The 17971-nt window shown below is 57.4% G+C and carries 19 protein-coding genes; 13 read left to right on the top strand and 6 right to left on the bottom strand.

All coding sequences use genetic code 11. The features are described from left to right. The first annotated feature begins 14 nt into the window (after positions 1-14). Genes urtB through zinT form a run of 5 tightly spaced genes read left to right on the top strand, consistent with a single transcriptional unit; the run spans position 15 to position 4858 of the window. A complete protein-coding gene (gene urtB, locus SK50_RS13400; protein ID WP_015570543.1) occupies positions 15-1589 on the top strand; it encodes an urea ABC transporter permease subunit UrtB in 1575 nt (524 codons plus the stop codon). Further along, entirely contained in the window at positions 1589-2662 is a 1074-nt protein-coding gene (urtC, locus tag SK50_RS13405; RefSeq protein WP_015570542.1) for an urea ABC transporter permease subunit UrtC, read from the top strand. The genes urtB and urtC overlap by 1 nt, the downstream gene beginning before the upstream one ends. Beyond that, positions 2662-3459, top strand: a complete 798-nt coding sequence (gene urtD / locus SK50_RS13410; RefSeq protein ID WP_015570541.1) for an urea ABC transporter ATP-binding protein UrtD — start codon at positions 2662-2664, stop codon at positions 3457-3459. Before urtC ends, urtD begins: the two co-directional genes overlap by 1 nt. A gap of 9 nt (positions 3460-3468) precedes the next feature. Beyond that, a complete protein-coding gene (urtE, locus tag SK50_RS13415) occupies positions 3469-4167 on the top strand; it encodes an urea ABC transporter ATP-binding subunit UrtE (protein WP_015570540.1) in 699 nt (232 codons plus the stop codon). Positions 4168-4219: 52 nt separating this feature from the next. Continuing rightward, on the top strand, positions 4220-4858 hold the full coding sequence (gene zinT, locus SK50_RS13420; protein WP_017693437.1) for a metal-binding protein ZinT: 639 nt from the start codon (positions 4220-4222) through the stop codon (positions 4856-4858). A 46-nt stretch (positions 4859-4904) separates the two neighbouring features. Here the strand turns inward: zinT and ydeE are convergent, their stop codons facing one another. Further along, positions 4905-6122, bottom strand: coding sequence for an efflux MFS transporter YdeE (ydeE, locus tag SK50_RS13425; RefSeq protein WP_045141511.1), 1218 nt, complete (start codon positions 6120-6122; stop codon positions 4905-4907). A 193-nt stretch (positions 6123-6315) separates the two neighbouring features. Between ydeE and eamA the strand changes: the two genes are divergently transcribed. Next, positions 6316-7215, top strand: coding sequence for an O-acetylserine/cysteine exporter (eamA, locus tag SK50_RS13430; RefSeq protein WP_017693436.1), 900 nt, complete (start codon positions 6316-6318; stop codon positions 7213-7215). A gap of 38 nt (positions 7216-7253) precedes the next feature. Here eamA and marB read toward each other — a convergent pair whose 3' ends face one another. The 3 genes from marB to marR are packed head-to-tail and all read right to left on the bottom strand — an operon-like array spanning position 7254 to position 8337. Then, a complete protein-coding gene (gene marB, locus SK50_RS13435; RefSeq protein ID WP_015570538.1) occupies positions 7254-7469 on the bottom strand; it encodes a multiple antibiotic resistance protein MarB in 216 nt (71 codons plus the stop codon). 32 nt (positions 7470-7501) lie between these two features. Next, complete coding sequence (gene marA, locus SK50_RS13440) at positions 7502-7882, bottom strand: MDR efflux pump AcrAB transcriptional activator MarA (protein ID WP_001303241.1); 381 nt, start codon at positions 7880-7882, stop codon at positions 7502-7504. 20 nt (positions 7883-7902) lie between these two features. Beyond that, on the bottom strand, positions 7903-8337 hold the full coding sequence (gene marR, locus SK50_RS13445) for a multiple antibiotic resistance transcriptional regulator MarR (protein WP_017383983.1): 435 nt from the start codon (positions 8335-8337) through the stop codon (positions 7903-7905). A 255-nt stretch (positions 8338-8592) separates the two neighbouring features. Here marR and SK50_RS13450 point away from each other — a divergent pair, with 255 nt between their 5' ends. Further along, positions 8593-9258 (top strand): MarC family NAAT transporter, encoded by a 666-nt coding sequence (locus SK50_RS13450; protein WP_017693435.1) that lies wholly within the window; start codon positions 8593-8595, stop codon positions 9256-9258. A gap of 237 nt (positions 9259-9495) precedes the next feature. On the opposite strand, the gene SK50_RS13455 is transcribed toward SK50_RS13450, so the two are convergent. Further along, positions 9496-10692, bottom strand: a complete 1197-nt coding sequence (locus SK50_RS13455; RefSeq protein ID WP_023296611.1) for a sugar transporter — start codon at positions 10690-10692, stop codon at positions 9496-9498. A 176-nt stretch (positions 10693-10868) separates the two neighbouring features. On the opposite strand from SK50_RS13455, the gene SK50_RS13460 reads away from it, so the two are divergent. Both SK50_RS13460 and SK50_RS13465 read left to right on the top strand, forming a co-directional pair. After that, a complete protein-coding gene (locus tag SK50_RS13460; protein ID WP_039270760.1) occupies positions 10869-11657 on the top strand; it encodes a PhzF family phenazine biosynthesis protein in 789 nt (262 codons plus the stop codon). A gap of 22 nt (positions 11658-11679) precedes the next feature. Continuing rightward, the gene (locus tag SK50_RS13465) at positions 11680-12492 is read left to right on the top strand and encodes a PhzF family phenazine biosynthesis protein (RefSeq protein ID WP_045345221.1); all 813 of its coding nucleotides are present in this window, start codon (positions 11680-11682) and stop codon (positions 12490-12492) included. Here SK50_RS13465 and SK50_RS13470 read toward each other — a convergent pair. After that, positions 12489-13367, bottom strand: coding sequence for a putrescine utilization regulator PtrR (locus SK50_RS13470; RefSeq protein WP_045345220.1), 879 nt, complete (start codon positions 13365-13367; stop codon positions 12489-12491). The genes SK50_RS13465 and SK50_RS13470 overlap by 4 nt on opposite strands. Positions 13368-13466: 99 nt before the next feature. On the opposite strand from SK50_RS13470, the gene sad reads away from it, so the two are divergent. The 4 genes from sad (at position 13467) to SK50_RS13490 (ending at position 17917) form a co-directional block, all read left to right on the top strand. Continuing rightward, positions 13467-14849: a succinate-semialdehyde dehydrogenase gene (sad, locus tag SK50_RS13475; RefSeq protein WP_045345219.1), complete on the top strand. Its 1383-nt coding sequence runs from the start codon at positions 13467-13469 to the stop codon at positions 14847-14849. Positions 14850-14976: 127 nt separating this feature from the next. Continuing rightward, positions 14977-16566, top strand: a complete 1590-nt coding sequence (locus SK50_RS13480) for a methyl-accepting chemotaxis protein (RefSeq protein ID WP_045345218.1) — start codon at positions 14977-14979, stop codon at positions 16564-16566. Between the two features lie 62 nt (positions 16567-16628). Continuing rightward, positions 16629-17555, top strand: coding sequence for a glutaminase B (gene glsB, locus SK50_RS13485; protein ID WP_048229547.1), 927 nt, complete (start codon positions 16629-16631; stop codon positions 17553-17555). Further along, positions 17555-17917 carry a DUF4186 domain-containing protein gene (locus SK50_RS13490; protein ID WP_003857163.1) on the top strand — a complete coding sequence of 121 codons (363 nt, stop codon included), beginning with the start codon at positions 17555-17557 and terminating at the stop codon, positions 17915-17917. The genes glsB and SK50_RS13490 overlap by 1 nt, the downstream gene beginning before the upstream one ends. Positions 17918-17971 lie beyond the last annotated feature (54 nt).

Consider the following 17971-nt stretch of genomic DNA (forward strand, 5'->3'; position numbering starts at 1 on the left):
CAGGGAGAGACGTCATGAACGCCATGCGCATAATTATTGCGATTGTGTGGCTTACCGGACTGCTGCCAGGGATGGTGCAGGCATCGGATGCCGATGATTTCGTTGCCGCTAGCCGCAGCCAGCAGACCGCCATGCTGACCCGCTGGGCAGCCACGCCGGAACCTGCACGTTTGCCGCTGCTTAAGGCGCTGCAACAGGAGAACCTCTACACCGACAGCCAGAAGAAGGCTTTTACCCGCATCGACGGCGAAATGGTTGCCCTGGGCGCGGCAAAGAGCGCCGAAGGAACGACCAAAGCCGTGCGGCTGACCAACCGGCTGCGCGTGTTAACCGTCACGGCGCTGGCGACGCATCAGCTTGTCAGTGACAGTGTCACCGAAAGGCGTCATGCCGCGCGGCAACTTCAGCGTGACGCTCAGCCGGATATGCTCGGGTTTCTGCAACAGCGGGCTAACCGCGAAACGGATGACGTCACCCGACAGTCGCTGAGGCTGGCGCTGGCAAATCTTCAGCTGGCGAGTCCGCAGGCGGAAACGCGCCTCAACGCGGTTGAACTGTTGGGACAGTCTGACGATCCGGACGTTCAGGCCACGCTGACGCCGTTCACCCGGGCGCAAACCGAGCCGGACGCACGGGTACGTGCCGCCGCCGCTGAGAGCCTGGACCGTATTCAGCACCGGCTGATGTGGGGCGAACTGCTGGGGCAGGCCTTCATGGGCCTGTCGTTGGGGTCGGTACTCTTGCTGGCCGCGCTCGGGCTGGCTATCACCTATGGTCTGCTGGGGGTGATTAACATGGCCCACGGCGAAATGCTGATGCTCGGGGCGTATGCCACCTGGATGGTGCAGCAGGTTATGGCGCAGTGGATGCCTCAGTGGCTGGCGCTTTATCCGGTGGTGGCGCTGCCGGTGGCGTTTTGCCTGACGGCAGGTATCGGGATGGTGCTGGAGCGCACGGTGATCCGCCATCTGTATGGCCGCCCGCTGGAAACCCTGCTCGCCACCTGGGGGATCAGCCTGATGCTCATCCAGCTGGTGCGCATGACCTTTGGCGCCCAGAACCTTGAGGTCGCAAACCCGGCCTGGCTGTCCGGCGGGGTGCAGGTTTTCGCCAACCTGACGCTGCCGTGGAACCGTATTGTGGTGCTCGGGTTTGTGCTGATGGTGCTGTTCTTCACCTGGCTCATTCTGAATAAAACGCGTCTGGGGCTGAACGTGCGGGCGGTGACGCAAAACCGCAGCATGGCGGCCTGCTGCGGCGTCCCCACCGGACGGGTAGATATGCTGGCGTTTGGCCTCGGGTCCGGCATTGCCGGGCTGGGCGGCGTGGCATTGTCCCAACTGGGGAACGTGGGACCGGAGCTGGGCCAGGGATACATCATTGATTCGTTCCTGGTGGTGGTGCTCGGCGGCGTCGGCCAGCTGGCCGGTAGCGTCGCGGCGGCCTTTGGTCTGGGGATCTTCAATAAAATTCTTGAACCGCAGATGGGCGCCGTGCTGGGCAAAATCCTGATTCTGGTGGCGATCATTCTGTTTATTCAGAAACGTCCGCAGGGGTTATTCGCACTTAAAGGGAGGGTGACAGACTGATGAGCCAGCCATTGACCTTAACACTGGCGCGCAGGGCACCGCGCTCCACGCAAATCTTCGGCAGTCTGCTGGTTGCGGCGCTGCTGGTGCTGCCTTTTCTCGCGCTGTTGCCCGCAACGCATCCGCTGGCCGTTTCTACGTGGATGTTGACGCTCATCGGCAAGATCCTCTGCTACGCAGTTGTCGCCGTGGCCCTCGATCTGGTCTGGGGCTATGCCGGTATGCTCTCACTGGGGCACGGCATATTCTTCGCCCTGGGCGGCTATGCGATGGGCATGTACCTGATGCGCCAGGCGGCCGGGGACGGGCTGCCCGCATTTATGTCGTTTCTCTCGTGGAGCGAGCTGCCCTGGTTCTGGTGGGGAACGCAGCATTTTGCCTGGGCTCTGGTGTTAATTGTGACGATCCCCGGCCTGCTGGCGCTGGTCTTCGGCTGGTTTGCTTTTCGCTCGAAGATCAAAGGGGTCTATTTCTCCATCATGACCCAGGCGCTGACCTACGCGGGCATGCTGCTGTTCTTTCGCAACGAAACCGGCTTTGGCGGCAATAACGGCTTTACCGGCTTTACCACGCTGCTCGGGTTTTCCGTCACGGCGACCACCACGCGGATCGCGCTGTTTCTCGCAACGGTCGTGCTGCTGCTTCTGGCCCTGGGCACAGGCTACGCGCTGGCGAAGAGTAAATTTGGCCGCATTTTAACGGCGGTGCGCGATGCGGAAAACCGTCTCACGTTCTGCGGCTACGATCCGCGCGGTTTCAAGCTGCTGGTCTGGACGCTTTCCGCCGTGCTGTGTGGCCTGGCGGGAGCGCTGTACGTTCCGCAGGTGGGCATTATCAACCCGGGTGAAATGTCGCCGACCAACTCGATTGAAGCGGCCATCTGGGTAGCGCTGGGTGGACGCGGCACTCTGGTGGGCCCGGTGATTGGCGCGGCGCTGGTCAACGGTGCGAAGAGCTTTTTCACCGTGGCGATGCCGGAGTACTGGCAGCTGTTTCTGGGGCTGATTTTCATCGCCGTGACGCTGTTTTTACCGCGCGGCGTGTTCGGTCTGTTTCGTAAGGGAGAGAATTAATGCAGCCCTCTGAAGGACTCTTTACCCGCCAGCTACCGGGCGACCGTTACCGCGAGCAGACCGATCCGGTGTTGCAGCTCGAGGCCATTAACGTCAGTTTCGACGGTTTTCAGGCGTTGACCGATCTCTCGCTGAACATCGGCGTCGGAGAATTGCGCTGCATCATTGGCCCTAATGGCGCCGGTAAAACCACGCTGATGGACGTGATTACCGGCAAAACCCGGCCAAAAAGCGGGAAAGCTATTTACGATCAGTCCATCGATCTGACTGCCCTGGAACCGGCGGCCATCGCCCGTCAGGGCATTGGCCGTAAGTTCCAGAAGCCGACCGTGTTTGAAGCGCTGACCGTAGGGGAAAACCTCGAAATCGCCATGAAAGCCGACAGGTCCGTCTGGGCGAGCCTGCGGGCCACGCTCAGCGGCGAGCAGCGCGACCGCATTGATGAGATGCTGGTTTTGCTGCGGCTTGGCAGCGAGCGCGATCGCCGTGCCGGGCTGCTTTCCCACGGACAGAAGCAGTTTCTGGAGATCGGCATGCTGCTGGTGCAGGACCCGCACCTGTTACTGCTGGACGAACCCGCTGCCGGTATGACTGACGCAGAGACGGAATACACTGCCGAGCTGTTCCGCACCCTGGCAGGCAAGCATTCGCTGATGGTGGTTGAGCACGATATGGGCTTCGTCGAGACCATCGCCGACCACGTCACGGTGCTGCATCAGGGGCGGGTACTGGCGGAAGGTTCGCTTCGAGAGGTACAGGCCAATGAACAGGTAATTGACGTCTATCTGGGACGTTAAGGAGAGGTGATGTTACAGGTTAGCGAACTGAATCAGTACTACGGCGGAAGTCATATTCTGCGCGGGGTGAGCTTTGAGGCGGTCGTCGGGGAAGTTACCTGCCTGCTGGGGCGCAACGGGGTGGGCAAAACCACGCTGCTGAGGTGCCTGATGGGGCTGATCCCGGTGAAAGCCGGGGAGGTGGTCTGGCAGGGAAAGAGCATCACTCACAGTAAACCGCACCAGCGGGTGCAGTCCGGCGTGGCCTATGTTCCGCAGGGGCGGGAGATTTTTCCGCGTCTGACCGTAGAAGAAAACCTGCTGATGGGGCTGTCACGCTTCTCCGCGGGAAACGCAAGGAGCGTACCGGAGGAGATTTGGCAGCTTTTCCCGGTGCTGAAGGAGATGAAGCACCGACGCGGAGGCGATCTTTCCGGTGGTCAGCAGCAGCAGCTGGCGATAGGTCGCGCGCTGGCGAGCCGTCCACGGTTACTGATTCTGGATGAACCCACGGAAGGTATTCAGCCGTCGGTGATTAAAGAGATTGGGCAGGTGATCCGCAGCCTGGCGAACCGGGGGGATATGGCCATCCTGCTGGTGGAGCAGTTTTATGATTTTGCGGCAGAGCTGGCCGACAGCTATCTGGTGATGTCGCGCGGCAGCATCGTCCAGCAGGGGCGCGGGGAGAACATGGAGCAGGAGGGCGTTCGCGGGCTGGTTGCGATCTGAAATGTTATAATATAACATCCTCATTCTTATAAAACGGAATGAGGATTTTGCTGTGGCTGCACAACTTGCAAAAATTGCGCTTACTCTGGGAACGCTGCTGGTAAGCGGCTCGCTTTTTGCCCATTCGCACGGTCATCAGATGACGGAGGCGGAACAGAAGGCGGCTAACGGCGTCTTTGAGGATAAAGACGTCAGGGACAGGAAGCTGTCTGACTGGGACGGGACCTGGCAGTCCGTTTATCCGTTCCTGCTTGATGGTTCGCTGGATCCGGTTTTCGAAAAGAAAGCGCAGAAGGGAGAAAAATCCGCTGCCGAGGTGAAGGCCTACTACCGTAAGGGGTACGCGACGGACGTGGACGCCATCGGCATTGAAAACAACGTGATGGAATTCCACCGCGGCAAAACGGTGAGCAGCTGCCGCTACGACTACAGCGGCTACAAAATTCTGACCTATGCGTCGGGGAAAAAAGGCGTGCGCTACCTGTTTGAGTGCAAGGATAACGCGAGCCAGGCGCCTAAGTTTGTGCAGTTCAGCGACCATATCATCGGGCCGAAAGCCTCTTCACACTTCCATATCTTTATGGGCAACACCTCCCACGAGGCGCTGCTGAAAGAGATGGATAACTGGCCGACCTACTACCCGAATGAGATGTACAAAGAGCAGGTGGTGGAGGAGATGTTGCACCACTAGGGTGTTGGTTTTGCCGGGTGACGGCTTCGCCTTACCCGGCTTACGATTAGGGTTTTGTCGGTCGGGTAAGCGCAGCGCCACCCGACACGCTATCTTCACTTTTCACGCGCATCCCGCGCAATATCATCAGCCAGGCCGCAATGATGGCGGCCATCATAATGATAAATAATGACCAGTGCGGCAGATGGGTCAGGATGAGCCCGGTGATCATCGGGTTCGCCGCCGCGCCGAGCCAGCCCAGCGCCTGGGCGGAGAAATAGCTCGCCTTCATGCCCGGCGGGGCGATATTGTCGATCAGCATGTATTCACCCGGTGCATAAATAATTTCACCCAGGGTGAAAATCGCCGCCGCGATCCCCCAGTAAATCAGGTTCTCGCCGGAAAGCATAAACCCGCCCAACCCGAGGATGAAAAAAAGCGTCGCGGCGGTCATTAACGGACGAATATTGCTGGCGGTGATCTTACGTCCAAGCGCGTATTGCAGGGTGACGACCACCGCCGCGTTGACGGGCAGCACAACGGCCACCACCTTTTCTGCGAAATCACTGTCCGCATGTGCGGCGAGGACATACTGGGAAATGCAGGTGGCGAACGATCCACCCACATACGACGCCAGCAGGCCGGAGAGCGTGTACCAGAACAGCGCCCGGTCTTTCAGCAGCACCGAGGGCTGCCACGGCATTTTCTCCTCAGGGCTGTCTGAGGCTATGCTTTTCTGCACAAAGAAATGGATAAACCCGAGCGGCAGTGCGGCGCAGAAGGCGGCCAGCCAGAACGGCAGTTGCAGGCTGTACATCACCAGCAGGGTGCCGATCGGCGGCCCGATCGTCCAGCCAATGTTCAGGAAACTGTAGTTGAGTGAGAAAACGCGCGCCTTTTCGCTGGAGGTCAGCACGTCGGCAAACCATGCTTTCAGCACCGTTGAGAAGACGGAATAGGCGCAGTTAATCAGGGCAAAGAACAGCACCACCAGCATCACGTTATTCACCAGCGGAATCGCCACAAACCCGGCGATAAAGGCCACGATGGCGATCAGCATATAGCGTTTTTTGTCGAACTTATCCGCCAGGATGCCAAACCCCAGGCTAAACACCACGCCGATGGTCAACGCCACGGTAAGGGCATAGCCAATATTCTCCACGCTCATATCGTACACGCGTGTGAGATATATGGTCATAAAGGGCAGCGTTGCCCCGCGGCCAATTGTTAATAACAATGACGATGCCAGCAGCGCTGCGGTTGAGCGCCTGATTGATGGTTTCATTTTCCTGCCCGACAAATGCTTATGCTTTTTTTGTTGTGTTATTACAGGATTATCATGGGATCGGCAGCTTGTATAGCACCCAATTTATCCGCAGGTGCTTCTCTCCAGTACCAGAATTAATGATCTTCTCGCGGGGCTATTTTTTCTGTTACCTTGAAGTGTTTACAAAATTTTAATAATTCAGGGGCGGAAAATGACGCGGAAAGACGGGCTGTTAGCGTTGCTGGTTGTCGTGGTGTGGGGACTCAATTTTGTGGTCATCAAAATGGGGTTGCACAACATGCCTCCACTGATGCTGGCGGGGTTGCGCTTCCTGCTGGTGGCCTTCCCGGCGCTGCTGTTCGTTGCCCGCCCGAAAATTCCCCTCAAGCTGCTGCTGGGCTACGGCCTTACCATCAGCTTTGGTCAGTTTGCGTTTCTTTTTTGCGCCATCAAATTCGGTATGCCTGCGGGCCTGGCTTCGCTGGTGCTTCAGGTGCAGGCGTTCTTTACCATCATTCTCGGCGCATTTGTCTTCGGCGAACGCTTGCAGGGCAAGCAGCTGGCGGGCATTAGCCTTGCGGTCTTTGGCGTGCTGGTGCTGATTGAAGGCAGCCTCAACGGTCAGCATGTCGCGCTGCTGGGCTTTATGCTCACCCTGGCGGCGGGGCTGAGCTGGGCGTGCGGCAATATCTTTAACAAACTGATAATGCAGCACGAGACGCGTCCGCCGGTCTTATCGCTGGTGGTCTGGAGCGCATTGATCCCAATCGTGCCGTTTATGGCCGCGTCGTTTATTCTGGATGGTCCGCAGGCGATGTTGAAAAGCCTGGTGGAGATCGACCTGACGACCATTTTGTCGCTGATCTACCTGGCGTTAGTCGCCTCAATCATTGGCTATGGTATCTGGGGATCGCTGCTCGGACGCTATGAAACCTGGCGTGTGGCGCCGTTATCGCTGCTGGTACCGGTGGTCGGGCTTGCCAGCGCCGCACTGTTGCTGGATGAAACGCTCAGCGCGCTGCAACTGTGTGGCGCAGGGCTGATTATGGCCGGGCTGTATATCAACGTCTTTGGCTTGCGGGTGCGTCGGGCAACGCGGGTGCGGGGTTAAGGCAGAAAAAAGCCCCGCATTAGCGGGGCAAAAACGAATTACAGGTCGTGGTTGTAATACGGCACGCCTAATTCGTCGGATTTGTCGCTGCCAGCGCCCATGTGATTGAAGTCCCAGGGCGACTGGTTTTGCGTGGACGGCATAATCATGGTGTCACGATTATTTTGCTGCCCCGCATTGGGGGTTTGCTCCGCGAAGCTCTGGCCGGAAACCAGCACCAGCAAGGTGAGGGCGGCGGAGGCGATAAATTTCATGATTTCCTCGGTTACGTCTTAACAGGCGATGATTAACTGCAATGTTTTAGCGGATACAGATAACGGGATTCACCCGGCATACTGGTAATACGGTACTTATGAGGCGGCACGTCAAAGTAGTTCTTGAACGTACGCGTCAGGGTCTGTTGCGATTCAAATCCGTAGCGTTCCGCCAGATAGAGGATCGGCTCATTGCTTTCTTTCAGTTTTTGGGCAATCTCCGTCAGCTTGCGGCTGCGAATATATTGTCCTAATGAATGGCCGGTCTCTTTTTTAAACATCCGTTGCAGGTGCCATTTTGAGTAACCTGAACGCTCAGACACTTTCTCAAGAGAGAGTGGAGATTCCAGGTTATCTTCGATCCAGTCCAAAATGCTATGAATGGTGATAGCGTCAGTATTGCGTCTGGACATCGTCATACCTCTTTTTCTGTTTACGGCAGGATTTTCTTGAGTAAGAGCTCAAGCGTTGCCACTTCATCTGCCGATAAGTTTTTTGTCAGTTCCTGGTGCAGTGTTTGTCCTACTAATTGATGACATTGCTCACACATGGCCGCGCCATCGCTGGTCAGTTTCACCAGTACGCCACGTTTGTCATTCGGGTTAGGGCTTCGTTCTATCCATCCTTTACAGACGAGACGATCCAGCATGCGGGTTAACGCACCCAGATCGACAGAGAGCACCTTTTTCAGCTCAACCGGCGTGATACACACTTCGCAGCGAATGGAACACAGCACTTTGAACTGTGTTGCGGTGATATCCAGCGGTGACAGATAGTCATTGAGCAGGCGATCTTTTTTCTGGTTAACCATATGAATAAGACGACCCAGTGGAATTATGTCGTTAAAGAGGTCACTGGTGCTTTTCACAATGGTTGCCCTGGCAAGTAGTTTAGTCACGGCAGATATTATTGCTCAGGCAAGTATAAGTCAACTGAATGAATCGGCCGATGCCACGAAATGCTAAAACGCTTCAGGAACTTATTCTGTACGCTTTTAAATCATACAGATAATCTGGGGTTATGAATTACGCGAGACAATTATGGTTACGCTGTCGGATGGCTCCGGACGAGGATTTGCCCCTATAATTGCGATGTTGAATAAGGATAAGGACTGCGGTGCATTATGTTGGATTTGATTAAAGCAGTGGGGCTTGGACTGGTGGTGTTGCTGCCGCTGGCGAACCCGTTAACGACGGTGGCGCTTTTTCTGGGGCTGGCGGGGAACATGAACAGCGCAGAGCGCAATCAGCAGTCGATGATGGCCTCTGTCTATGTCTTTGCCATAATGATGGTGGCTTATTACGCCGGGCAACTGGTGATGAATACCTTTGGTATTTCGATTCCCGGTCTGCGTATTGCTGGCGGGCTGATTGTGGCCTTTATTGGTTTCCGGATGCTGTTCCCGGCGCATAAAGCGCACGAATCCCCGGAAGCCAAAAGCAAATCGGAGGAGCTTGAAAGCGAACCGAGCGCCAACATCGCGTTTGTGCCGTTAGCCATGCCGAGCACGGCGGGGCCGGGGACGATTGCGATGATCATCAGTTCCGCCTCAACGGTGCGTGATGGGACGACATTCCCGCACTGGGTTATCACCGTTGCGCCGCCGATCATTTTTGCGCTTATCGCTATTATCGTCTGGGGGTCATTGCGCAGCTCCGGGGCGATTATGCGCTGGGTGGGTAAGGGGGGGATTGAAGCTATCTCCCGACTGATGGGTTTTCTGCTGGTCTGTATGGGCGTGCAGTTTATTATTAACGGCGTGCTGGAGATTGTTAAGACGTATCATTGAGAACGTTGCCGGGTGGCGGCTTCGCCTTACCCGGCCTACTCGCAATGGATATAATTCTTATGAATATAAAGCGATGCGTCTTCTGCAACCACTCCTCTGGCAACGAGAATGGGTATCTATGATTGTCAGACCAAAATGACAGATGAAAGATTCCGTTATCTTGGCGGTGATGAAGAACACGGATATTAATGCTTCGTAGGCCGGGTAAGGCGAAGCCGCCACCCGGCATAACAAACGTCAACCGTGGCTGGACTGTTCTTCCATCGCGACCGGCCATTTACGGAAGATAAGCACCGACCAGATCAGCGCGATCAGCGCCGGAATCGCCCCGAGATAACCAATGGCCGACATCGATACATGCAGGCTGATCTGATTTCCCACCAGCGCACCGGCTCCAATCCCCAGATTAAAAATCCCGGAGAAGAGCGACATCGCTACGTCCGTGGCGTCCGGGGCCAGCGCCAGCACTTTGACCTGCATTCCCAGACCAATAATCATGATTGCCACGCCCCAGAACAGACTGAGGATCGCCAGATGACTCTCGCTGCCTGCCGCAGGCATCAGTAACAGCAGGCATGCCAGCAGCAGACCAATCGCACTGCTTACCAGCGCAGACGCGTGCTTATTGCCCAGCTTCCCGAACAGGATGCTGCCGATAATCCCCGCGCCGCCCAGGATCAGCAGCAGAACGGTGGCAAAGTTAGCGCTAAAGCCCGCCACAACCTGAACAAACGGCTCAATATAGCTGTAGGCCGTGTAATGGGCGGTCACCACAATCACGGTCAGCAGATAGATGCTCATCAGCGCCGGTCGACGCATCAGCAGCGGCAGACTTTTCAGCGAGCCGGAGTGTTCGCTGGGCAGTTTTGGCAGCAGTTTGATCAGACACACCAGGGTGATCAGCGCCCCCATGCCGATGGCAAAGAAGGTGGTGCGCCAGCCGAAGTATTGTCCCACAATGCGCCCGATCGGCAGGCCTAACACCATCGCCAGCGCCGTACCGGTGGCAATCAGGCTCAGCGCCTGGGCGCGTTTTCCCGCCGGAGCCAGACGAATGGCGAGGGACGCGGTGATCGACCAGAAAACGGCATGGGCAAACGCGATGCCAACGCGGCTGATGACCAGTACGGTAAAGTTCCATGCCATAAATGACAGCACATGGCTGGCAATGAACACCACAAACAGCCCAATCAGCAGCTTACGGCGTTCCATCTGGCTGGTCAGCAGCATAAACGGCAGCGACATCAGCGCCACCACCCATGCATAGATGGTCAACATAATGCCAACCTGTGCCGTTTCCATATGGAAGCTGGCGGCGATGTCGGACAACAGCCCAACCGGAACAAATTCCGTGGTGTTGAAAATAAACGCGGCGATGGCGAGCGTGACCACGCGTAGCCACGCGACTCTGCGGGAAACCGTGTGTGTTGTCATAGGGATATCTGGGATTCGTTGCCTGAAAGATGAGGAGACGATCTTAAAGCCTTAAACGGCGAAAACTCAACCGTTATGTGATGTGAATCACAAAATTTACCTTCATGCAGCGGTAGCGAACGGGGTTGTTTTCATCGAAGATAAAGAACAACACAACAAAAACAGGCGGTAACACGATGCAGGAGATTGATTTTTATCTGGTAGATGCGTTCAGCGCGTCCTCCTTTGGCGGCAACCCGGCGGTGGTGTGCCCGCTCGACGCGTGGCTGCCGGATGAGACGTTACTGCGAATGGCACAACAGCATAACCAGTCAGAAACCGCGTTTTTTGTGTGTACCAAAGGGGGGATCGAGTTGCGCTGGTTCACCACGCTCACCGAGGTTAATCTCTGTGGTCACGCGACGCTTGCCGCGGCGTATGTACTGTTTCACGAACTGGATTATCCGGACTCACGCCTTCATTTTGACACCGCCTCTGGTCGCCTGACCGTCAGTCGTGAAGGTGACTGGATGACGCTGGACTTCCCGGCCTGCCCGACGCAGGCACAGACGCCGCCACCGGAGATGCTCACCGCACTCGGTATCAGCCACTACGTCGAGGCGCGAAAAGGCCGCGCCTGGGTGCTGGTACTGGAAAGCCGCGAGCAGGTTGAAGCCCTTAATCCGGGTTTCTCCGCCATGACGCCGGGCGAGCATAAAGTGGCCGTCACTGCCCGGGACGAGGGGGAATACGACTTTGTCAGCCGTTTCTTCTCGCCAGGCGTGGCCGTGCCGGAAGATCCTGTCACCGGCTCCGCGCACACCATGCTGATCCCGTACTGGAGTGAACGGCTTGGCAAAACACAGATGTTTGCCCGCCAGGTTTCTGCCCGTGGTGGCGACGTACGCTGCGAACTCAAGGGCGACCGCGTGCGGATGGGCGGGCAGGCGGCACTGTATCTGAAGGGCACAGTATTTCTGCGCTGAACAAATCTAAGAGGAACCAACGATGCAGGAAATTGATTTTTATCTGGTAGATGCCTTCAGCGACAGGGCGTTCGGCGGCAATGCGGCGGCGGTGTGTCCGCTGGAAGCGTGGCTGCCGGATGAGACGCTGCTGAAGATGGCGAAGCAGCATAATCAGTCAGAGACGGCGTTCTTTGTCCGAACGGATAACGGGTTTGAACTGCGCTGGTTTACCACGCAGGATGAAATTAACCTGTGCGGCCACGCAACCCTCGCGGCTTCTCACGTTATTTTCGAATACCTGGATTATCCGCATACGGAAATCACCTTCACCACGCGCTTTGTCGGCGAACTGACGGTACAACGCAGCGGCGACTGGCTGACGCTTAATTTCCCGGCGTGGTCAACCGAGGTTGCCGATACTCCACCCGCGGTGCTGTTCAGCGCGCTGGGCATTAACGCGGCAAACGAGGTGCGTGTGGGGCGTGACTACATGGTGGTGCTCGACAGCCAGCGGCAGGTGGAAGCGCTGACGCCGGATATCGCGGCTATGCTCCCGCTCGGGAAAATGGTCTGCGTTACGGCGCCGGGGGATGAGTATGATTTCGTCAGCCGCTTCTTCTGCCCGGGGGAAGGGGTACCGGAGGATCCGGTGACCGGATCAGCTCACAGCATGCTGATCCCGTACTGGAGCGAAAAGCTCGGAAAAACGCAGATGTCGGCCCGCCAGGTCTCCTTGCGCGGCGGGGATCTGCGCTGCGAGCTGAAAGGCGACCGCGTGCTGATTGGCGGGCAGGCCACGTTGTATATGAAGGGGAAAATTTTCCTTCGACTCCAGGACTACGTTCAACATTAACAACTGGGCGCTGGTGGCTGACGCTCGTTGAACAGCGCGATAAAAGCCTCGAGCTGGCGGGTCATCGCCCCGCGTCGCCACACCAGCCAGGTGGTGAGCCAGCGCCAGTTTTCCGCCAGCGGCCACGCCGCCACCTGATGATGCCCCGGCATGCTCTCCAGCATGGAGCGGGGCATCAGCGCAATGCCTGCCCCGGCAATCACGCAGGCGAGCATCCCGTGATAGGACTCCATCTCATGGATCCTTCCCGGCGTGACGCGGTCGGCATGGAACCAGCTCTCCAGATGACGCCGGTAAGAACAGTTGGCGCGAAAGGCATACACGTCGCTGCCGCTCACCTGTGTAGCTTTTGACACTTCCGCGTGACCCGCAGGGGTGACCAGCATCATCTCTTCCCGGTAAACCGGCATCCCTTCCAGTTCCGGGTGCGAGAGCGGCCCGTCGACAAAGGCGGCGCTGAGCGTCCCCTCAAGCACGCCGTCAATCATCGTACCGGAAGGTCCGGTGGACAACGCAAACTGAATGCGCGGATAGCGCTGGTTAAACCGCGCCAGACTTTCCGGAATGCGTACGGCGGCGGTACTTTCCAGCGCGCCGAGCGAGAATAATCCCTGCGGTTCATCCCCGGCGACGACCATTCGCGCTTCGTCAACCAGCGCCAGGATCTGCTTGCTGTAGCGCAAAAAATTGTGCCCGGCGGGGGAAAGCCGCAGGCGCTGATTCTCGCGAATAAACAGTTCCACGCCGAGGTCCGCTTCTAGCTGTCGGATGCGGGTGGTGAGGTTTGACGGCACCCGGTGTACCTTCTGCGCCGCCTGGGTAATGCTGCCGGTCAGTGCGACGGCGTTAAACATCTCAAGCTGAGTTAAGTCCATACCGTTCTCGTATTGTGAATAAGGTGGTGAGTATTATTCATTTTTAAGAAATAGCAGAGTAGGCCACAATCAATCAACTGTTATTACGTGGAGAACATCATGACCTATTCATCTGCTACCCATGCCCACTCTGTCAACCCGGCTACCGGCGAAACGCTGGCTGCTTACCCGTGGGCAACGTCCCATGACGTTGAGCGTGCCATTGCGCAGGCGGATACCGGTTTTCGTCAGTGGCGACGCGAAAGCGTGGCGCACCGGGCGCAAAAACTTCGCGATCTGGGTGCGGCGCTGCGTAGTCGTGCGGAAGAGATGGCGCAGACTATCTCCCGGGAGATGGGCAAGCCCATTATGCAGGCGCGTGCGGAGGTGGCTAAGTCCGCCAGCCTTTGCGACTGGTACGCTGAACACGGCCCGGCGATGCTGCACCCGGAATCTACCCAGGTCGAAAATGCGGTGATTGAGTACCGTCCGCTTGGGCCCGTTCTGGCGGTGATGCCGTGGAACTTCCCGCTCTGGCAGGTGCTGCGCGGTGCGGTGCCGATCCTGCTGGCAGGGAACAGCTATCTGCTTAAACATGCGCCTAATGTGCTCGGCTCGGCGGAGCTGATCGGGAAGGTATTCGCGGATGCCGGTTTCCCGGAGGGGGTCTTTGGCTGGGTGAACGCGACGAATGACGGCGTCAGCCAGGCGATTAACGATCGTCGTATCGCGGCGGTGACCGTAACCGGCAGCGTTCGGGCTGGTGCGGCAATTGGCGCGCAGGCGGGCGCGGCGCTGAAGAAATGCGTGCTGGAGCTGGGCGGTTCCGATCCGTTTATCGTTCTGAACGATGCCGATCTGGATCTGGCCGTCAACGCGGCGGTGGCCGGACGTTATCAGAATACCGGGCAGGTTTGTGCGGCGGCAAAACGCTTTATTGTGGAAGCGGGCGTGGCGGACGCCTTTACCCAACGCTTTGTTGACGCGGTCAAGGCGCTGAAGATGGGCGCACCGGATGAGGAAGATAACTATATTGGCCCGATGGCGCGATTTGATCTTCGCGATGAACTGCATCAGCAGGTGCAGGCTACGCTGGCGGAAGGGGCGACCCTGCTGCTGGGCGGAGAGAAGATGTCCGGGACCGGTAACTATTATGCCCCAACCGTACTCGGCGGCGTCACCCCACAGATGACGGCCTTTCGTCAGGAGCTGTTTGGTCCGGTGGCGGCAATTACCATTGCGAACGATGCGGCGCACGCATTGCAGCTGGCTAACGACAGCGATTTTGGCTTATCGGCGACGGTCTTTACCGCGAACGATGCGCTGGCTGAAACCTTCGCGCGTGAGCTGGAGTGCGGCGGGGTGTTTATCAACGGCTACAGCGCCAGCGATGCGCGCGTCGCGTTTGGCGGGGTGAAGAAGAGCGGCTTCGGGCGAGAGCTTTCTCATTTCGGTCTGCATGAGTTCTGTAATGTGCAGACGGTGTGGAAGGATCGCGTCTAGTCTTGTTGCCGGGTAAGGCCAGGCCGCTACCCGGCAGTTCACGTTTCCTGTCATTTTTGCGTAATGGTTCTGTCATTTTCGTTTCGTAGACTCGCTCGCGTCTAACGTATTGTTACAGAAGAAAATTATGAACCTAACGCAAATTTTTAGTCGTCTTGCGCCGCGCTTTATCCCTCGTCAGTTTGGCCTGCTGACCGGCATCTTTTGTATCATTGGCCTTTTCTCCGCCCTGCAACTCTCTTCCTCCTTCCTGCTGACCGCCTCCCTGAATGAAGCCCAGCGTAACGAACAGCGCAATCAGCTGGCCTGGCAGCAGCAGAGCAGGCTGGATCAGGCCCGTATTTCTCTGCTGGCGGCCAGCGATCTGCTCAACCGCTCCGGCGTGTACTTTATGCAGGATAAAGAGACCGGCTCGGAAGGAAGCTGGCATAGCCTGATGGACGAGGCGCAAAAATCCCTGGCGGCGTCACAGCAGGCATGGCAGGCCTGGCTCGCGCTTAATCCGCCGAAAGACAACGGGCTGGTTAACAGCTATCAGCTGTTTTTCGACGCCATCCGAGAGCAGGCGGAGGGGCTGGTGAAAACCAACAGCATCGACCTCTTTTTCGCCGTACCCGCCCAGGCGTTTCAGACCGATTTTAATGACAATTTCGCACGCTATCAGCAACGGAGTGAGAAGCAGACGATACAGGGGCGTCAGTCGCTCATGGAACAACTCTCAGGTCTGCAACGGCTGTTCCTGTTTGCGCCACTGGTGCTGCTGACCATTGCCATTGCCGTCTGGTTCGGAATGGCGAAGTGGGTGATATCCCCGCTACGCCGTCTGATTATCCATATTAACCAGCTTGCGGCAGGGGATTTGTCAGGCACGCCGCCTGACGTTGTGCGCTTTAACCGTGAAATCAGCCAGCTCAGCGGCAGTATTACCGCCATGCAGCGCGGGCTCCAGCAACTGGTGACCCAGGTCAGCGAGGCCACTACCTCCATGGTTGAAAATATCGGATCGCTTGCGCAGGGGAATCAGAAGCTTTATCAGCAGTCTACGCGACAGGCCAAAGAGCTGGAGGAGGTGACCGCACACATCGCCGATCTCGAAACCCACGTTGAGGGGAACACGGGTTATGCAAAACTCGCCCGCTCGCGCGCGGATGAAGCCCGACAGGCTGCCGCTGGGGGGGAGCAAATGATGTCAGCGGTGAATGGCTCGATGCAGACGATCGTCGACCGATCCTCAGAGATGCGCGGGATCGTCGCGATGATCGACAGCGTGGCGTTTCAGACCAACATTCTGGCCCTCAATGCTGCCATTGAAGCCGCCCATGCAGGAGAGCAGGGGCGCGGATTTGCGGTGGTTGCCCGGGAAGTGGGGCTGCTGGCCAGAAAAAGCAGTCACTCTACGCAAACCATTCAGGCGCTAATTAACCACTCGCTACAGGGCATTGAAGAAGGTTCTCAGGTGGTAAACCGTCTGGAAGAGAATTTGCAACAGGTCACCGGGCTGGTGGCGAATCTGAGCAGCCTGCTGAATGATATTTCGCTGGCTACCCTGAATCAGGGGGACAGCATTCATCAGATGACCCGTCAGCTTCAGGCGCTGAATCAGGTATCGCGTCGGACAGATATGCTGGTTAGCGAAGCGTCAAATGCCTCTGAGCGCCTGCATCAGCAGTCCGATCTTTTGTTGCAGGCCGTCTCGCGTTTTCGTCTCCCTGCCTGACGTGACGTATCAGCCTCTGTTATACTCGCAGCCCGTTTTAGCCTGAGGGCAAGGAGCAAAGTGTGGCTGCGGTCATCCATAATGAGATGCTGGACGAGATTCTGGCGCAGGTTCGTCCGTTACTGGGGCAGGGTAAGGTTGCCGATTACATTCCCGCGCTGGCTTCGATCAGCGGTAATAAGCTCGGTATCGCCATTTGTACTGTCGACGGTCAGCGTTTTCAGGCGGGAGACGCGCTTGAGCGCTTTTCGATTCAGTCGATCTCAAAAGTGCTTAGCCTCGTTGCCGCCATGCGCCAGTATGACGAGCAGGAGATCTGGCAGCGGGTGGGCAAAGATCCGTCCGGTCAGCCGTTCAACTCCCTTCTCCAGCTGGAAATCGAACAGGGTAAGCCGCGTAACCCGTTTATTAACGCCGGGGCGCTGGTGGTGTGCGATATGCTGCAAAGCCGGCTGAGCGCGCCGCGCCAGCGGATGCTCCAGATTGTGCGGCAGCTTTCCGGCGTGCAGGACATCGCCTACGATCCGGTGGTAGCGCGCTCTGAGTTTGAACACTCTGCACGTAACGCCGCCATCGCCTGGCTGATGAAGTCCTTCGGCAGCTTTCATAATGACGTCGCCACGGTGCTGCAAAACTATTTTCATTACTGCGCGCTGAAGATGAACTGCGTCGAACTGGCGCAGACTTTTCTGTTTCTGGCGCATCAGGGCCATGCCCCGCATCTGGGCGAGGACGTTGTCTCCCCGATGCAGGCCCGGCAGATCAACGCCTTAATGGCAACCAGCGGAATGTATCAGAATGCCGGGGAGTTTGCCTGGCGCGTGGGGCTGCCGGCTAAATCCGGCGTTGGCGGTGGGGTCGTGGCGATTGTCCCTCATGAGATGGCGATTGCCGTCTGGAGCCCGGAACTGGACGAGACCGGAAATTCACTGGCGGGCGTGGCGGCGCTGGAACAGCTGACCAAACGCCTTGGACGGTCCGTATACTGATGTCCACGTTAGATCCTCTGTTCGCGCGCCTGGCTCGCTCCACGTTCCGTTCACGATTTCATTTAGGGACGAAAGAGCGGCAATACTGCTGGGATAAGGGCGCGGAGACTATCGATAAGCATGCTGCTGATTTTGTCGCCGCGCGGCTGGCGCCTGCACACCCGGTGAATGACGGTAAGCAGACGCCAATGCGCGGCCATCCGGTTTTTATCGCCCAGCATGCCACGGCAACCTGCTGTCGGGGCTGTCTGGCTAAGTGGCACGCTATCCCGCAGGGCGTGCCGCTGAGTGCGCAGCAACAACAGTATATCGTCAACGTAATCCATCATTGGCTGGTCATAGAGGTAAATCGTGCCTCCTGAACTGACAATGTCTCTGTTTAAGCTACGCTTTTACTAATGCTCAGCGTCAGGAGA

This window comes from Enterobacter sp. BWH64, assembly GCF_001037645.1.
Lineage (GTDB): Bacteria > Pseudomonadota > Gammaproteobacteria > Enterobacterales > Enterobacteriaceae > Enterobacter > Enterobacter hormaechei_C.

Coding starts and splice junctions, on each gene's coding strand:
- eamA (WP_017693436.1), top strand. CDS start 6,316: ATGACGCGGAAAGACGGGCTGTTAGCGTTGCTGGTTGTCGTGGTGTGG.
- ydeE (WP_045141511.1), bottom strand. CDS start 6,122: ATGAAACCATCAATCAGGCGCTCAACCGCAGCGCTGCTGGCATCGTCA.
- urtE (WP_015570540.1), top strand. CDS start 3,469: ATGTTACAGGTTAGCGAACTGAATCAGTACTACGGCGGAAGTCATATT.
- urtB (WP_015570543.1), top strand. CDS start 15: ATGAACGCCATGCGCATAATTATTGCGATTGTGTGGCTTACCGGACTG.
- marA (WP_001303241.1), bottom strand. CDS start 7,882: ATGTCCAGACGCAATACTGACGCTATCACCATTCATAGCATTTTGGAC.
- SK50_RS13470 (WP_045345220.1), bottom strand. CDS start 13,367: ATGGACTTAACTCAGCTTGAGATGTTTAACGCCGTCGCACTGACCGGC.
- sad (WP_045345219.1), top strand. CDS start 13,467: ATGACCTATTCATCTGCTACCCATGCCCACTCTGTCAACCCGGCTACC.
- SK50_RS13450 (WP_017693435.1), top strand. CDS start 8,593: ATGTTGGATTTGATTAAAGCAGTGGGGCTTGGACTGGTGGTGTTGCTG.
- marB (WP_015570538.1), bottom strand. CDS start 7,469: ATGAAATTTATCGCCTCCGCCGCCCTCACCTTGCTGGTGCTGGTTTCC.
- SK50_RS13465 (WP_045345221.1), top strand. CDS start 11,680: ATGCAGGAAATTGATTTTTATCTGGTAGATGCCTTCAGCGACAGGGCG.
- SK50_RS13480 (WP_045345218.1), top strand. CDS start 14,977: ATGAACCTAACGCAAATTTTTAGTCGTCTTGCGCCGCGCTTTATCCCT.
- SK50_RS13455 (WP_023296611.1), bottom strand. CDS start 10,692: ATGACAACACACACGGTTTCCCGCAGAGTCGCGTGGCTACGCGTGGTC.
- SK50_RS13490 (WP_003857163.1), top strand. CDS start 17,555: ATGTCCACGTTAGATCCTCTGTTCGCGCGCCTGGCTCGCTCCACGTTC.
- SK50_RS13460 (WP_039270760.1), top strand. CDS start 10,869: ATGCAGGAGATTGATTTTTATCTGGTAGATGCGTTCAGCGCGTCCTCC.
- urtD (WP_015570541.1), top strand. CDS start 2,662: ATGCAGCCCTCTGAAGGACTCTTTACCCGCCAGCTACCGGGCGACCGT.
- urtC (WP_015570542.1), top strand. CDS start 1,589: ATGAGCCAGCCATTGACCTTAACACTGGCGCGCAGGGCACCGCGCTCC.